The sequence below is a fragment of the Streptomyces sp. NPDC014864 genome (genome assembly GCF_043081525.1).
Lineage (GTDB): Bacteria > Actinomycetota > Actinomycetes > Streptomycetales > Streptomycetaceae > Streptomyces.
Window position 1 is genome coordinate 35,525 of sequence record NZ_JBIBWT010000024.1, and the last position, 16,119, is coordinate 51,643.

The 16,119-nt window shown below is 73.6% G+C and carries 13 protein-coding genes; 10 read left to right on the forward strand and 3 right to left on the reverse strand.

The window, feature by feature from the left end:
- Positions 1-106: 106 nt before the first annotated feature.
- Both ACF1A5_RS30705 and ACF1A5_RS30710 read left to right on the forward strand, forming a co-directional pair.
- Entirely contained in the window at positions 107-1,450 is a 1,344-nt protein-coding gene (locus tag ACF1A5_RS30705; protein ID WP_392196139.1) for a hemolysin family protein, read from the forward strand.
- Positions 1,447-2,538 carry a hemolysin family protein gene (locus tag ACF1A5_RS30710; RefSeq protein ID WP_392196140.1) on the forward strand — a complete coding sequence of 364 codons (1,092 nt, stop codon included), beginning with the start codon at positions 1,447-1,449 and terminating at the stop codon, positions 2,536-2,538. The genes ACF1A5_RS30705 and ACF1A5_RS30710 overlap by 4 nt, the downstream gene beginning before the upstream one ends.
- Before the next feature lie 81 nt (positions 2,539-2,619).
- Here ACF1A5_RS30710 and ACF1A5_RS30715 read toward each other — a convergent pair whose 3' ends face one another.
- On the reverse strand, positions 2,620-4,485 hold the full coding sequence (locus ACF1A5_RS30715; protein ID WP_392196141.1) for an AAA family ATPase: 1,866 nt from the start codon (positions 4,483-4,485) through the stop codon (positions 2,620-2,622).
- A gap of 429 nt (positions 4,486-4,914) precedes the next feature.
- On the reverse strand, positions 4,915-5,580 hold the full coding sequence (locus ACF1A5_RS30720; protein ID WP_392196142.1) for a uridine kinase: 666 nt from the start codon (positions 5,578-5,580) through the stop codon (positions 4,915-4,917).
- Between the two features lie 218 nt (positions 5,581-5,798).
- Between ACF1A5_RS30720 and ACF1A5_RS30725 the strand changes: the two genes are divergently transcribed.
- From ACF1A5_RS30725 to ACF1A5_RS30750, 6 genes are all read left to right on the forward strand, one after another.
- Entirely contained in the window at positions 5,799-6,755 is a 957-nt protein-coding gene (locus tag ACF1A5_RS30725; RefSeq protein ID WP_392196143.1) for a hypothetical protein, read from the forward strand.
- A 45-nt stretch (positions 6,756-6,800) separates the two neighbouring features.
- Positions 6,801-8,342: an amino acid permease gene (locus ACF1A5_RS30730; RefSeq protein ID WP_392196144.1), complete on the forward strand. Its 1,542-nt coding sequence runs from the start codon at positions 6,801-6,803 to the stop codon at positions 8,340-8,342.
- 191 nt (positions 8,343-8,533) lie between these two features.
- Positions 8,534-9,925 (forward strand): peptidase C39 family protein, encoded by a 1,392-nt coding sequence (locus ACF1A5_RS30735; protein ID WP_392196145.1) that lies wholly within the window; start codon positions 8,534-8,536, stop codon positions 9,923-9,925.
- Positions 9,926-10,077: 152 nt separating this feature from the next.
- Entirely contained in the window at positions 10,078-10,218 is a 141-nt protein-coding gene (locus tag ACF1A5_RS30740) for an SCO1431 family membrane protein (RefSeq protein WP_392196146.1), read from the forward strand.
- 70 nt (positions 10,219-10,288) lie between these two features.
- Positions 10,289-10,981, forward strand: coding sequence for a TetR/AcrR family transcriptional regulator (locus tag ACF1A5_RS30745; protein ID WP_392196147.1), 693 nt, complete (start codon positions 10,289-10,291; stop codon positions 10,979-10,981).
- Positions 10,982-11,243: 262 nt separating this feature from the next.
- The gene (locus tag ACF1A5_RS30750; protein WP_392196148.1) at positions 11,244-12,416 is read left to right on the forward strand and encodes an acyl-CoA dehydrogenase family protein; all 1,173 of its coding nucleotides are present in this window, start codon (positions 11,244-11,246) and stop codon (positions 12,414-12,416) included.
- A 348-nt stretch (positions 12,417-12,764) separates the two neighbouring features.
- On the opposite strand, the gene ACF1A5_RS30755 is transcribed toward ACF1A5_RS30750, so the two are convergent.
- A complete protein-coding gene (locus ACF1A5_RS30755; protein ID WP_392196149.1) occupies positions 12,765-13,220 on the reverse strand; it encodes a hypothetical protein in 456 nt (151 codons plus the stop codon).
- A gap of 269 nt (positions 13,221-13,489) precedes the next feature.
- Here ACF1A5_RS30755 and ACF1A5_RS30760 point away from each other — a divergent pair, with 269 nt between their 5' ends.
- Together ACF1A5_RS30760 and ACF1A5_RS30765 are read left to right on the forward strand one after the other, a co-directional pair.
- Entirely contained in the window at positions 13,490-13,930 is a 441-nt protein-coding gene (locus ACF1A5_RS30760; protein WP_392196150.1) for an Lrp/AsnC family transcriptional regulator, read from the forward strand.
- A 48-nt stretch (positions 13,931-13,978) separates the two neighbouring features.
- Entirely contained in the window at positions 13,979-15,589 is a 1,611-nt protein-coding gene (locus ACF1A5_RS30765) for an amidohydrolase (RefSeq protein WP_392196151.1), read from the forward strand.
- Positions 15,590-16,119: the final 530 nt, after the last annotated feature.

Below are 16,119 nucleotides of genomic sequence, written 5' to 3' on the forward strand. Positions count from 1 at the left end.
TCCCTCCGGCGATGGACGGACCGTCCTGCAGTACCTGCGCCGCCCCCTGCCGACATAGCGCGGACCGAAGTCTCAAGGTCCGCGCGCACGCGGAGGCGGCGGCATCATGACCATCCCCCTGCTGCTCCTCGGAGCGGCTTTCCTGCTGATTCTGGCCAACGGCTTCTTCGTGGCGGCCGAATTCGGCCTGGTGACCGTGGAGCGGCCGGAGGCCGAGAAGGCCGCCGCCGAGGGCGACCGACGCGCCCACACGGTCGTCGAGTCGCTCAAGGAGCTGTCCTTCCAGCTCTCCGGCACCCAGCTCGGCATCACCATCACCTCACTCGTCGTCGGCATGCTCGCCGAACCGGCGCTGGCCGCGCTCCTGCACGGCCCGTTCACCGCGATCGGTGTCCCCGAGGGCGCCGTGTCCGGGGTCGCCGTGGTCGTGGGCATGCTGCTCGCCTCGGCCATCCAGATGGTGATCGGCGAGCTCGTGCCCAAGAACTGGGCCGTGTCCCGGCCGCTGCAGGTCGCACGGTTCGTGGCCGGCCCGCAGCACCTGTTCTCGCGGCTGTTCCGCCCCGTGATCGCCGCGCTGAACGCCGTGGCCAACCGGCTCGTCCGCGCCCTCGGCGTCGAGCCGGCCGAGGAGCTGGCCTCCGCCCGCACCCCCGGCGAGCTCGTGTCCCTGGCCCGCCACTCGGCGCGGGCCGGCGCGCTGGAGCAGGACACCGCCGACCTGTTCGTGCGGACGCTGTCCCTGGGCGACCTGACCGCGCAGCACGTCATGACCCCGCGCGTGAGGGTCAGCGCCCTGCAGTCCTCGGCGACCGCGGAGGACGTGGTGAACCTGACCCGCGCCACCGGCCTGTCCCGCTTCCCCGTCTACCAGGAGCGGATCGACGAGGTCGTCGGCATGGTCCACCTCAAGGACGCGCTGGCGGTCCCGTCCCACGAGCGGCTGCGCACCCCCGTCGGCCGCATCGCGCGCCGGGCGCTGCTCGTCCCCGAGACCCTGCCCGTCCAGCCGCTGCTGGCGCAGCTGCGCAGCGAGCAGCCCATCGCGGTGGTCGTCGACGAGTACGGCGGCACGGCGGGCGTCGTGACGCTGGAGGACATCGTCGAGGAGATCGTCGGCGAGGTCCGCGACGAGCACGACGCCAAGGACCTGCCCGAACTGGCCCCGGTCCCGCCGGAGGACGGCCGGCCCGCGTGGGACGCCGACGGCAGCTGCCGGGTCGACCTCCTGGGCCGCATCGGCCTCGACGTGCCCGAGGGGCCGTACGAGACCGTCGCAGGCCTGGTCGCCGACCTGCTCGGCCGTATCCCGGCCCCCGGCGACCGCGCCGAGCTGCCCGGCTGGCGGCTCTCCGTGCGCCAGGTCGGGCACTACCGCGCCGAGCGCGTCCGCCTGGTGCGGACGGCCGCCGCGACGGAGTCCGCCGCCCGTGCGGAGGCCGCCCGATGAGCGTCCTCCAACTCTTCTTCGCCGCTCTGCTGGTGCTGGCCAACGGCTTCTTCGTGGGCGCCGAGTTCGCGCTCGTGTCGGTCCGCCGCAGCCAGATCGAACCGCTCGGCACCGCCCGGGCCCGCCAGGTCCTGTACGGCCTGGAGCGGCTGCCGCAGATGATGGCCGCCGCCCAGTTCGGCATCACCGTGTGCTCGCTGACCCTCGGCGCGGTGGCCGAGCCGACGGTGGCCCACCTGCTGGAGCCGCTGTTCGAGTGGATCCACCTGCCCGACGGGGTGATCCACCCGCTCGGCTACGTCATCGCGCTGGCGGCCGTGGTCTTCTTCCACCTCGTCATCGGCGAGATGGTGCCGAAGAACCTCGCGATGGCCGCGCCGGAGAAGGCCGCGCTGTGGCTCAGCCCGGGCCTGGTCGCCTTCGCCCGGCTCTGCCGGCCCATCACCGTGGCCCTCGGCGCCTGCGCCCAGGGCATCCTGCGGCTGTTCCGCGTAGAGCCCAAGGACGAGATCGAGGCGGTGTTCACCAGCGAGCAGCTCAACCGGCTGGTGGAGGACTCGGGACAGGCCGGCCTCCTCGACCCCGAGGAGCAGGAGCGGCTGGAGGACGCGCTGGAGCTGGGCTCCCGGCCGGTGACCGACGTACTGCTCAGGCGGGAGGCCCTGGTGACCGTCAGCCCGTCGGTCACCCCGGGCGAGATCGTCGCCCTGACCGCCCGCACCGGCTACTCCCGTTTCCCGGTCGCCGCGGAGTCCGGAGCCTTCATGGGCTATCTGCACGTCAAGGACGTCCTCGACCTGGAGGAGTCCGAGCGGGCCGTGCCGCAGCGGGTCTGGCGGCCGATGACCACGCTCAGGTCGGAGCTGCCGCTGGACGACGCGCTGACCGTCATGCGGCGGGCGGCGACCCACCTGGCCCAGGTCGCCGACGCCAAGGGCAGGGTGCTCGGCCTGGTCGCGCTGGAGGACGTACTGGAACTGCTGGTCGGTGAGGTGCGCGACCCCGCGCACCGGGTGGCAGCTGCCCCGGAGGTCAGGCTGACGGAGCCGCGCAGCAGCGGGGAGCAGGAAGAGGCGCTGGCCTCCTAGGACCCGCTCCGGCCGGCCGCCCCGCGTGCGCGGCGCGGCCGGCCGGAGCGGGCGCCACCGGGCGCGGTCGCCGGGGGCTCCTCAGAGAGCCGACGGGTCCTGCGGCCCCCGCCCCGACAGCACCTCTCCGTACGCCTGCATCAGGTCCGGCAGCCGCAGCGTGGCCAGATCGTCCCGCGACAGCGTGCCGGGATACGCCGACAGGCGCAGGTCCCGGTACGCGCAGCTCTTCTCGTACAGCGTCCGCAGGAACCGCCCGTTGCCGAGTTCGTCGATCCATCCCTGGTCGACCACGTGCCCGGCGATGGAGCGCAGCTCGTCCAGGGCCTCCTCGTCCCACCGGTCGCCGTTCTCCGCGGCGAGTACCTTGCCGATCTCGGTCAGCTCCAGGGGCCGGTAGGAGGGGAAGTCGACGCGGGTGGTGAAGCGGGAGGACAGGCCCGGGTTGGCGGCGAGCAGACGGTCCATGCCCTCGGGGTAGCCGGCGAGGATCACCACGAGGTGGTCGCGGTTGTCCTCCGCCCGCTTCAGCAGCACCTGCAGGGCCTCGTCGCCGTACGCGTCGCCCTTGCCGTATCCGGAGTTGGACAGGGAGTAGGCCTCGTCCACGAAGAGCACTCCGCCGATCGCGGAGTCGATCAGTTCGTTGGCCTTGACGGCGGTCTGGCCGAGGTACTCGCCGACCAGGTCGGCGCGCTGGGCCTCCACCAGATGGTCGCCGCCGAGCAGGCCGAGCGCGTAGAAGACGCGGCCGAGGATGCGGGCGACCGTGGTCTTGCCGGTGCCCGACGGGCCGGAGAAGACGAAGTGGCGTTTCGGCGGCTGTACGGGCAGGCCCTGCCCGGCCCGCAGCCGGGCCATGTTGAGCTGTGCCGACAATGCCTTGACCTGGCGTTTCACCGGCTCCAGGCCCACCATGCGCTCGAGCTCGGCAAGCGCCTCCTCCAGTAAGCCCGGGTCGGTCGGCCCGGTGGGCAGCGGCTGGGCGGGGACCGCGGTCCGCTGCCGCACCGCCGGGTCGGCGGCCGACGGCAGCGGCCCGGACGCCGGCAGTTCGGGCTCGGGGAGCCTCAGGTCGCGGCCCTCGACACCGAAGAGCGGGTCCAGGACGTCCGGACCGTCCACGGCGTCCTGCCCGAGACCGGTGAGCGTGATCGCCGCGAGGCCGGCCGCGTCGTCGTACCCGTCGCCCTCGGAGATCGCCGCGAGCCGGGCCGAGGTGTCCATGAACGCGGGGTCCACCCGGTGCACCGCCCGGTACAGGGGGAGCGCGGCGGCGCTGCGGCCGGTGCCCTCGTGCGCCCGCGCCAGCCAGTACCGCAGCTCCTTGCGCTGCGGCTGCTCGCTGCGGCACCGCATCAGCGCGGCCGCCAGCAGCGGCTCGGCCTGCCCGTACATCTCCAGCCGGACCCGCGCCATGCCGCCGAACAGGCCGGCCTCGATGCCGAGCATGGGGTCGTCGAGCAGGGAGTCGGTGTGCCGGACGAGCTGCTCCCAGTCCTTGACCAGATAGGCGCGGCAGGCCTGCAGGAAGCGGACCTGGGCGTCGGTGTCCACGGGCGGCAGCCCGGCCAGCGCGCGGTCCAGCTCGGGGACGTGCCGGCCGTCCAGCCAGTGCGAGGCGTGCGCCAGCAGCAGGTCCCGGGGGCTCTCCAGTACGGGCTGCACCCACCAGCCCAGCCAGTACCAGGAGTTGAGGGCGCGGCGGTGCCGGGCGCGCTGCTCGCCGAAGCGGTCCCGGTGCCGGAACATCCTGAGCAGCGCGGTCGTCGTGTCCACCCGCAGCGCGTGCAGCCCGAGCCAGCCGTCGGCCATCCCCGGATCCATCCGCACCGCGGTGCGGAACTCCTCCTCCGCCTGCGGATAGGCGCCCATGGTGTAGGCGTCCACGCCTCGCAGCCAGGCGAGGTCGGCCGGCGCCTCGGGGCCCCGCGTGCCGAAGTCCATCACGTCCCCCACAGACCGTGCCCCCGTAGGTTCACCGCCCGACCGTCGTCGGCGGCTTCCTTGGTCGAACGGCTGTGCCGCGGACCGGAGTTGCCGGTGCGCGAAGCAGCCGTTCGAAGGTCGCACCGAGGGCATCGTACCTGCGGGACCGGTGCCCGCCGAAGGGTGCCGCACGGCCCGTTCGGCGGGGTGGGGGCGGGCGGGGCGCGGACGGCGCGGTGACCGAGGGTGACCGGATGGCGTCACGCGGCGTCCGGAAAGCGGGACGCGGGCAGAACGAAGCCCCCGATCACGGGGGAACAACCGGGGGCTTCGCGTCTGGGGGCGGTCCCGATAGACCGCACATTGAGAACGTAAGACCTGTACGTCCCCCCGGTCAAGCCGAGTTGAAGCACTCGGCGAAGTTCGCCCGCACGGGTTTTCACAGCTTCAGCACACTGCCGATGGCCCGTCACGGTGGGTGACATTCTGGTGCGGTTCAACCGCTTTTTCCTGCCCCGGCAGCACCTCGTACCCCTGCTTCACCTGCCGCACCAGAAGGTCGGCGTACGGGCGGGAGGGGTCCGCGGCGAAGTGCCGCCGCTCCGCCTCGACCCACCCGGCCCAGAACTCCCGCTGCTCCTCGCCGTCCCGGGACCGGCCCCGCGTCCACGCCTCCTCGCGCGGCAGTTCCATCCACAGCAACTGGGTCAGGTAGGGGCGCAGGGCCCGGCGGCCGGCGCCCACGCCCTCGACGAGGATCACCGGCGCCGGCGGCAGTGCCCGGGCGGGGCCGAAGTCCCGGGCGCGCCAGTCGTAGGGGGCGTAGTGCGCCGTCCGGCCCCGGGCGAGCGGCTCGACCACGTCGGCCAGCAGCCGCCGGTCCCACGCGAACAGCTCCTCGTGGCTGGCGACGTCGTCCAGATGCAGCACGGGGGCGCCGTCCAGGGCGGCCGCCAGCCGGCCGGCGAAGGTGGACTTGCCGGACCCGGCATGCCCGTCCACGCCGACGAGGCGCACGGGGCCGCACAAGGGCGGCAGGCGCCGCAGGCGGGAGGCGAGGGCGTGAATGACGGTTCCCGGGGGCTGATCGGGCGGGGGCTCGGGCGGTGGCATATTTCCGCGGAACATTCTAACCGGGCGTTTCCAAGGGCCGGGCAGCGGGCCGGGAAATTGGTGTCCCATTGAACTATCGCGGCCGCGGCCGTCGCACGCCGTTATTGGCCGGCGAATGGCCTCCGGGTAGATCGAAAACTGCGTTCCGGTTGTGCTCCGTGGTGAGTAAAGTGCCCCCTGCGCACCCGCGTGGCAGTGAACGGGGACGGACGGGGACGATGGCCGCTGGGCTTTTCGAGGGGCAGTACGTGTGGCATCCGGCGGCCGACGACCGGGTTCTGGCGACCGTGTGCGTGGACGTCAGGGCCGGACGCTGGGGCAGCGCGCGCGAGGCCCTGGCCGAGACGCGCGGCGCCTTCGGTCTGCGGGCCCACCGCTCCCTGGTCCTCGCCTCGGAGGCGGCCGATTCCGACCTCGCGGAACGCTGGCTGGCCGAGGAGCCCGAACCCGAGGCCGCGCTGCTGTGGGCGCGGGTGGCCGTGCTCCGGGCGCTGCGCGCCGCCGACGCGCGCGACGAGCGGGCCGGCGCCCTGGAGCGGATCGCCCTGTCCGCCTGCGACCGTGCCTCCGGCCTCGACCCGGCGGACCCCACTCCCTGGGTGGCGAGGCTCGCCATGGCCCGGCTGCACCGGCTGCGCGACCCGGCGCCCCAGGGCCTGCTCACCGCCCCACCCGGCCCCTGGCGGCTGTTCGCGCACGTCCTCTCCCTCGATCCCTGGCACCGCGAGGCCCACCACCGCTTCCTGGCCTGCTTCTTCGCCCGCCACGGCGGTTCGGCCAACGCGGCCTGGGACGTCGCCGCCTTCCTGAGCCAGCGGGCGCCCGCCGACTCCGCGCTGCGACTGCTGCCGCTGGTCGCGCTGGTGGAGAGCCACAACCCCGCCCGACGGCTCGCCGACCGGGTCTGGGAGGAGCCGCCGTGGCGCTCCACCGCCCTCGCGCTCCACCGGAACTGGCTGCCCACGGTCGCCGGCGGACCGTTCACCCCGGTGCTCGACCTCGCCTATCTCGCCCACGCGCTGGTGATGGCCCGGCGGCTGTCCGAGGCCCGCGCGGTCCTGATCGCCATGGGCCCCTACGCCTCGCGGATGCCGTGGTGCGCCTTCGGCGACCCCGCCGAGCAGCTCTCCCGGGCGCGGCGGGCCTGCGGCCTGCCGGTGCCCGGCGGCCCCTGACCCTCGTCCCAGCCCCCCACCCCCCACCGAGAGGAAGGTCGATCTGTGTCCGAACGGATATCGGCCCCGCACACCGGAGCCGGCGGCGCCGGGGACCCGGCCGCGCTCGACGACGACGCGACCCTGCACGCGATGGGTTATCCCAGAAAACTCACCCGGCGCTTTCAGGCCTTCGACAATTTCGCCATATCCTTCACCATCATCAACGTCATCTCCGGCATTTTCTCGTCCTTCGGGTTCGGGATGAACGCGGGCGGTCCCCGCATTCTCGTTTTCGGCTGGATCGGCGTCTCGGTCATGGTGCTGTTCGTCGGAGCGGCCATGGCCGAAGTCGCCTCGGCCTACCCGACGAGCGGGGCGCTGTATTTCTCCGCCGGAAAACTCGCCCGACGGTGCAAGGGCGCCTGGTCCTGGTTCACCGGCTGGCTGAACTTCGTCGGCCAGATCGGCGGCACCGCCGCCACCGGCTACGCCGCCGCCACCTTCGTCCAGGCCTTCCTCGCCCTCCAGTGGTCCTCCTACCGGCCGACCATGCACCAGACGGTGCTCCTCACCGCGCTGATCATCGTGCTTCAGGGGCTCGCCAACACCTACACCGTCCAGTTGGTCGCCGTCCTGAACCGGATCTCCGTGTGGTGGCTGCTGGTCGGGCTCGTCGTGATCGTGACCGCCCTGGCCGCCGTCCCCGACCACCACCGTCCGGCCTCCTTCGTCACCCATTTCGCGAACAACACCGGTTTCACCAACGGGCTTTACGGCGGGATGCTCGGCCTGCTGGTGACGAGCTGGACGTTCACCGGATTCGACGGCAGCTTCCACATGTCGGAGGAAACCGTCCGGGCGACCGTGAACGCGCCCAAGGGGATCACCCGGGCCATCGGGTGGTCGGCGCTCACCGGACTGGTGCTGATGCTCGCCCTCGTGGTCAGCATCCGCGACTACGACCGGGTGGCGGCCTCCGCCGCGCCGCCCGTCCAGATCCTCATCGACGCCCTCGGGCTCGGCACCGCCAAGGCGCTGCTGCTGATCGTGATCGGGGCCATGCTCTTCTGCGGACTGGCCAACCTGACCAGCAACACCCGGCAGATCTTCGCCTTCTCCCGGGACGGCGCCATGCCCGGCTCCCGCTGGTGGCACTCGGTCTCGCCGCGCACCCGCACCCCGGTCAAGGCGGTCTGGCTGGCGGTGGCCTGCTCGCTGGCCCTGGTGCTGCCCGGCTGGTGGTCGCACACCGCCTTCACCGCCATCGTCAGCGTCAACGTCGTCGGGCTGTTCCTCGCCTACGCCGTGCCGATCCTGCTCCGGCTGCGGCTCGGCGACGACTTCCGGCCGGGGCCCTGGCACCTGGGCCGCTGGGGGCGGCCGGTCGGCGTCGTGGCCGTGACCTGGATCGTGCTCAGCAGCGTGCTGTTCATGCTGCCGCAGGCCTCGCCCATCACCGTCGACTCCTTCAACTACGCCCCGATCGCCCTGGCCGTCGTCCTGCTCGTGGCCACGGTGTGGTGGTTCGCCACCGCCCGCCGCCGCTTCCGGGGCCCGGTCAGCTACGGCCGTCCGGACGAGGTCGCCGCGATGGACCTGGTCTGAGCGGACGGCCCCGGTCGAGCGCGCGCCGCGCTGCCGGGGCCGCCCCCGCCCAGCTCACGCCAGTGGTGGAGACCAATATTGGTGGGCGTGGCGTGGGGCGAAGTGCTGGCCGCGGGCGGTCGCCGCGGCCATAGTGGGCGCACTGTCGTGCACGGACCCGCCCCGACTCGGAACCTGGGGGTCTTCCACCCATGAGCAGAGCCGAACAGCCGTCCCGCAGATCCGTCCTGGCCGCCGCGGTGGCCGCCGCCGCGGCGACCGCAGCGGCCGCCGGCGCGGCCCCGGCGCTGGCCGCCGGCGCCGGCCCGGCCGTCGGGACCGGCCCCGCCGCTCCCGCCGGCCGCGCCCCGGCCCGCCCGGTCGACTACCGCTCCTGGACCACGTACGCCGACTGGCGCGGCGGCGGGGCCGACGGCACCGAGGCGGTCGCGGGCCTCCGCCCCGGCCTGCGCATCGCCGCCGCCGCGGGCACCACCGACTACACCGACCCGCACACCGGCAGGACGGCGTCCTGGGAGTACGCCACCTGGACCTCGCCGGTCCACCCGCTCGCCGTCCCCGCCACCGAGGCGGTCGCCTCCTGGAACGCGAGCACCCCCGCCGGAACCTGGCTCCAGGTGGAGCTGAAGGGCACGTACTCCGACGGCACGGACACCCCCTGGTACGTGATGGGCCGCTGGGCGGCCGGCGACCAGGACATCCGGCGGACCTCCGTCGACGGCCAGAGCGACGGCCGGAGCACGATCTGGACCGACACCTTCTCCGTCGACGGCCCGGCCTCCGGGCTGCGCCTGGCGTCGTACCGGCTCCGCCTCACCCTCCACCGCCGGCCCGGCACCGGGCTCACACCCACCGTGTGGCGGGTCGGCGTCATGGGCTCGGACGTGCCGGACCGCTTCACCGTCCCCGCCTCCGCGCCGGGCGTGGCCAAGGAGCTGGCGGTCCCGCGCTACTCGCAGGAGATCCACAGCGGTCAGTACCCGGAGTACGACAACGGTGGCGAGGCCTGGTGCAGTCCCACCTCCTCGCAGATGATCGTCGAGTACTGGGGCGGGCGCCTCACCGCCGCGCAGCTTGCCTGGGTCGACCCCGGCTACGCCGACCCGCAGGTCTGTCACGCGGCCCGCTACACCTACGACTACCAGTACGCCGGCTGCGGCAACTGGCCCTTCAACGCCGCCTACGCGGCCACCTTCCCCGATCTGCAGGGCGTGGTGACCCGGCTCGCCTCGCTCACCGACCTGGAGACGCTGATCGCGGCCGGCATCCCGGCCATAACGTCCCAGTCGTTCCTCAGGACCGAACTGACCGGCGCCGGTTACGGCACCTCCGGCCATCTGATGACGGTCGTCGGCTTCACCGCCGACGGCGACGTGATCGCCAACGACCCGGCCTCGCCGGACGATGCGGCGGTCCGGCGCGTGTACCGGCGCCGCGAGTTCGAGAACATCTGGCTGCGGACCAAGCGGTACAACGCCTCCGGCAAGGTCGTCTCCGGCACCGGCGGCGTCTGTTACCTGTACTTCCCCGCCCGGCCCACGGCCCACCAGCGCATGGCGCTGGCGGCGGTCGGCGTGCGCTGACGGCGGCGCACGCGGGCGAAGGCCCCTGGAATCCGCCCGGTGGTCCGGGGCCTTCGCTGTGACCAAGCTCTCCGCCGCGCCGGCGGCCGCGCATGGCAAGGTGGATCGGGGCGGGGGAGACCACCGAGCACGTCCGAGCACTGCGAGAGCCCATGACCGCACAGTCGGCGACCACCGCCCGCGCCCGCACCGGAGGCCCCCGGCGCGACGGGTCCGAGACCCTCGAACACGTCCTGGGCTGGATCCTGATCGTGGTGATCGCGATGCTCGTCACCCGGCTCGGCCTGCTGTGACCTGAGACAGGGCCCACCTGCCATACTGCGGGTCCCACCGCCAGTCGGAGACCCGGGGCCTGAAGTGCACATGAGCCAAGAGCGTGACGCCGTCCTCCCGGAGGCCCGCCACTACGTTGCGGCGGAGACCACCCCGCCCCGGGCCCGCGGCACCGAGCGCTCCGTGGCCCGTTGCGCCGAACTCATCGCCATCGGACGGCGGTTGTTCGCCGACACCTCCTACGACGCCCTGTCGATGGACGACATCGCCCGGCAGGCCCGTGTCGCCAAGGGGCTGATCTACTACTACTTCCGGTCCAAGCGGGGCTACTACCTGGCGATCATCGAGGACTCGGTCGAGGACCTGGTCGCCTTCGCGGGGAGCGGCCGCGAACTGCCGCCCGTGGACCGGCTGCACCGCACCATCGACGGCTATCTGCGCTACGCCGAGCACAACCAGGCCGCCTTCCGCACCATCGTCAGCGGCGGCGTCGGCTTCGACGCCCAGGTGCACGCCATCCGCGACGGGGTGCGTGAGGCGATCGTGGCGACCATCGCCGAGGGCGCCTACGGGCGCGCCGTCGTGGCACCGACGGCCCGGATGGGACTGCTGAGCTGGGTGTGCGGCGTCGAGGGCGCCACCCTCGACTGGATCGACCGCCCCGGACTGACCCGGGACACCATGCGCGACCTGCTCGTGAGGACGCTGGGCGGCGCGCTGCGGGCGGTCGAGGAGCTGGACCCGTCCTACCCGGCCCCCGTGCCCGCGCGCCGGGAGGGCTGAGGGCGAGAGGTCCTTGGGCTGGACCGGCCGGGTCAACGGCCCGGGCCGGTCTGAGGTCGCGGACCCTTTCTTGAAGTAAGCGGTCGTTAACCGGTGACTCCCTGCCGCCGATCGGGCATACTCACAGCGCACAGCCGCTGGTCAGCAGCTTCCGTGACCCGGGAGTGCGCGCACCGGCCGGCCTTCGAGAACGACCCGGCGGAGCCGCCCCCACCCAAGGCGCACGTCCGCCGATGTGCCCGAGAGGGAGGAGAGCGTCGCCATGCCCGACCGCGCCCCGCAGCCGGTGGACCGGCAACTGCCCACGGACGAGGCCCGGGATCTGATCTCGCTCGTCCGCGACATCGCGCAGCGTGAGATAGCCCCGAAGGCGGCCGAGGAGGAGGACGCCGGACGCTTTCCCCGCGAGGTCTTCGCCCTGCTGTCGGAGTCCGGCCTGCTCGGCCTGCCGTACGACTCCGAGTACGGCGGAGGCGACCAGCCCTACGAGGTCTACCTCCAGGTGCTCGAAGAGCTCGCCGCCGTCCGGCTCACCGTCGGCCTGGGCCTGAGCGTGCACACCCTCGCCGCCTACGGGCTCGCGACCTACGGCACCAAGCAGCAGCAGGTCGAGCACCTGCCGGCGATGCTCGGCGGCGGGCTGCTCGGCGCGTACGCCCTCTCCGAGCCGTCCTCCGGCTCGGACGCCGCCTCCCTGCGCACCCGGGCGGTCCGCGACGGCGACGGCTGGGTGATCACGGGTACCAAGTCCTGGATCACGCACGGCGGGGTCGCCGACTTCTACACGGTCATGGCGCGCACCGGCGAGGACGGCCCGCGCGGCATCACCGCCTTCCTGGTGCCCGGTGACGCCGAGGGGCTGAGCGCCGCGGCGCCGGAGAGGAAGATGGGGCTCAAGGGCTCGCCGACCGCGCAGATCCACCTCGACGGGGTGCGTGTGTCCGACGGCCGGCGCATCGGCGAGGAGGGCCAGGGCTTCGCCATCGCCCTGTCCGCGCTCGACTCCGGGCGGCTCGGCATCGCCGCCTGCGCGATCGGCCTCGCCCAGGCCGCGCTGGACGAGGCGGTCGGCTACGCCGCGGGGCGGCAGCAGTTCGGGCGGCCCATCGCCGACTTCCAGGGTCTGCGCTTCATGCTCGCCGACATGGCGACCCGGATCGAGGCCGGCCGCGCGCTGTATCTGGCGGCGGCGCGGCTGCGCGACGCGGGCCGGCCGTTCGCCCGGCAGGCGGCCATGGCCAAGCTGTTCTGCACGGACACCGCCATGCAGGTCACCACGGACGCCGTCCAGGTGCTCGGCGGGTACGGCTACACGGCGGACTTCCCCGCCGAGCGGTACATGCGCGAGGCCAAGGTCCTGCAGATCGTCGAGGGCACCAACCAGATCCAGCGGATGGTCATTGCCCGTCATCTAGCGGGTCCGGAGACCCGCTGAGCGATTCGAGGCCCGCCGGAGGCGCCGCCAGCCGGACCCACTCCGGGTCGTCGCGCCCCGGCAGGGTACGACCGCGGTCGGCCCAGGTGCGGACCAGATCGCGGTAGATCGGCGGATCCTGCGGCTGCGGCGGCACCGGCGGAACCGATTCTGCGGGCGGCACCGATTCTGCGGGCGGCGGCACGAAGATGAGGCGCTGACGCCCGGTCGCCGTGTACGAGGGAGCCATACCCCGCCAACGCGGCGACGGGCGCTCAGGTCACCGCCGTACGGAATCGGCCGTGCGTTCAGGGGTGTACCGCTCACGGGGGGCGGGGCGCCCCCCGCCGGCGTCGACCCCGGGACCGCTCAGGCGGCTTCGCGGCGCATCACCGGCACCCGCATCGGGCGCGAGCCCGGGCCGCCGACGTGCGAGAAGGGCTGCTTCCGCCAGTCCAGCCCCTGAGGGAGCGTCAACAGCAGCGCGGTGTCCTGCTCCTGGGGCCGGAAGGACTCGTCCGCGGGCCGGGCCTCGGTCGCGCGGCGGCCCGTACCGGCACAGACCGTGAGTCCGAACGGGTTCCACGGCGAGGCGCACCGGGCGTGCTCCGGGAGGACCTCCTCGTCCGCCAGCAGGGCGATGGGCTGCGCGCAGTCCGGGCAGATCACCCGGTACATCTCGAAGGTGTCGTAGGCGTCGAGTTCCTCGCCGTCGATGTCGTCGATGTCGTCGAGGGCGTCGGGTTCGACGCCCTCCGGCTGGGGCTCGACGACCGGCTGCTGCCGCTTGGGCACAGATCGACCAGGGCGCTTAAGACTCTGCATGGGATTCTCCCCCTAAGGCTGGGCCGTGAAGGCGCTGCGGCCTCGACCACAGCAAGCACTTCCCGCCAGGTCTCGGGGGTAACCACGCGGCCGTCACGGAGAGCGCCCAAGGGCTGTGGCGTTCGTCACATGGCGCCCGCAGGTGCCCGCCGCGCCCGTGTTGTCCCCCAGGTGGCGCACCGGTCGCTCCCGAGTCCCGCGCGAACCGGGGCATGACCTGCGGGGCCGAAGTGCCCGCGGAGATCACGGGCACTGTAGGTTCTTGCGCCATGGAGGAGCTGGACCGACAGATCGTGCAGCTGCTCGTCAAGGACGGGCGGATGAGCTACACCGACCTGGGCAAGGCCACGGGCCTGTCCACGTCCGCCGTGCACCAGCGGGTGCGGCGGCTGGAGCAGCGGGGCGTCATCCGCGGGTACGCCGCGGTCGTCGACCCCGAGTCCGTGGGGCTGCCCCTGACCGCGTTCATCTCGGTGAAACCGTTCGACCCCAGCGCCCCCGACGACATCGCGGACCGCCTGGCCGGCGTTCCCGAGATCGAGGCCTGCCACAGTGTCGCCGGCGACGAGAACTACATCCTCAAGGTGCGTGTCGCCACCCCGCACGAGTTGGAGGAGCTGCTGGCCCGGCTGCGGTCGCTGGCCGGGGTGTCGACGCGGACGACGGTGGTGCTGTCGACGCCGTACGAGGCGCGGCCGCCGCGCGTCTGAATCGACCTGCCTGCCGGGGCGCTCACCCCAGGGGCGAGACTGTTCCCCATGAGTGAGCGCACCGCCGAGCCCCAGACCGTCCTCCTCCGCCGCGGTGAGGTCCACAGCCCCGCCGACCCGTTCGCCACGGCGATGGTCGTCGAGGCGGGACACGTGGCCTGGGTCGGCTCCGAGGGCGCGGCCGACGCCTTCGCGGACGGCGTCGACGAGGTGGTCGACCTGGACGGCGCCCTGGTCACCCCGGCCTTCACCGACGCCCATGTGCACACCACCGCGACGGGACTCGCGCTGACCGGCCTCGATCTGTCCGGCGCCCCGACCCTGGAGGCTGCCCTCGCGGCGGTACGGGACTTCGCAGCCGCCCGCCCGGACGACCGTGTGCTGCTCGGCCACGGCTGGGACGCGGCGCGCTGGCCCGGTGGCCGCCCCCCGACCCGCGCGGAGCTAGACGCCGCCACCGGCGGCCGTCCCCTCTACCTGACCCGGATCGACGTCCACTCGGCGGTCGTCACCACCGCGCTGCTCGACCTCGTGCCGGGCCTCGGACCGGTGGACGGCCCGCTCACCGCCGACGCCCACCACGCCGTGCGCGCCGCCGCGTTCGCCGCCGTCACCCCCGCCCAGCGCGCCGAGGCCCAGCGCGCCGCCCTGGCCCGCGCGGCCGCCCTCGGCATCGGCTCCGTGCACGAGTGCGCCGGACCGGACATCTCCTCCGAGGAAGACTTCACCGGCCTGCTGCGGCTCGCCGCCGAGGAGTCCGGCCCGCGCGTGACCGGCTACTGGGCGGAGGCGGGCGAGGAGGGCGTCGCCCGGGCCCGCGCGCTGGGCGCGGCCGGCGCGGCGGGCGACCTCTTCGTCGACGGCTCCATCGGTTCGCACACCGCCTGCCTGCACCGCCCGTACGCCGACGCCGGCCACACCGGCACCGCCTACCTGGACGCCGAGGACGTCGCCGCCCACGTCGTCGCCTGCACCGAGGCGGGCCTCCAGGCGGGCTTCCACGCCATCGGTGACGCCGCCGTGACCGCGGTCGTGGAGGGGGTGCGCGCCGCTGCCGACAAGGTGGGCACGGCCCGCGTCCGCGCCGCCCGCCACCGGGTCGAGCACGCCGAGATGCTGACCCCCCGGACGATCGCCGCGTTCGCCGAACTGGGCCTGACCGCCTCCGTGCAGCCCGCATTCGACGCCCTGTGGGGCGGCGAGGACGGCATGTACGCGCGGCGCCTCGGCGCCGAGCGGGCCCGCACGCTGAACCCGTTCGCGGCCCTGCTGCGCGCCGGGGTCCCCCTCGCGCTCGGCTCCGACAGCCCCGTCACCCCGCTCGACCCGTGGGGCACGGTCCGGGCGGCGGCCTTCCACCGCACCCCCGGGCACCGGGTCTCGGTGCGCGCCGCGTTCACCGCGCACACGCGCGGCGGCTGGCGGGCGACCGGCCGGGACGACGCGGGTGTCCTGGTGCCGGGCGCCCCCGCGGACTACGCCGTCTGGCGCACCGACGAGCTTGTGGTGCAGGCCCCGGACGACCGGGTCGCGCGCTGGTCGACCGACCCGCGCTCCGGCACGCCCGGACTGCCCGACCTCACGCCGGGCCGTGACCTGCCCGTCTGCCTGCGCACCGTGGTGGGCGGGCGGACGGTTTTCGTACGGCCGGGGGAGTGATCTCCTGGGGTGGCGCGGCGGCGTTCACCGTCCGCCGCCCCGTCGCGCGACCTGCGCATCCTCCGCGCCGGAGCCGGCAGGGCGACCGTTTGCGCAGTTCAAACGGCTGTTGACAGGCAGCGGCAGGGGGCCGGTAGGTTCTGCCGGGTCCACCACCGGACGCCCGACCCGGGGAACTTCCGTGCACGCGTCGCGGCGCCGCTGGGTCAGGGACGGTGTGCCGCACCGGGTCACCGTCACTGGGAGCCAGGCTCAGCGCCCGCGTCGGCGGGGGAATGTTCCGGACGGTCGGCAAGGTGTGACCCGGGTGGGGCCCGGGTGCTCAGTAGACAACGGCTCTCGGCCGATCCGCAGCCAGCGGGCCCGAGGTCGGCCCGAAGGGCGCCGGGGCCCCCACTCGCAGGACGGGAAGACCCGGAAAAGATCCTGAAAAGTGCGGTCTTACCCCGCTCTTGTCGAACCGACACCACCGTACGAACGTGCCGTCACGTCGGCGCAGGCCGCGGCCACTATGGTGGACCTCTGCGTAT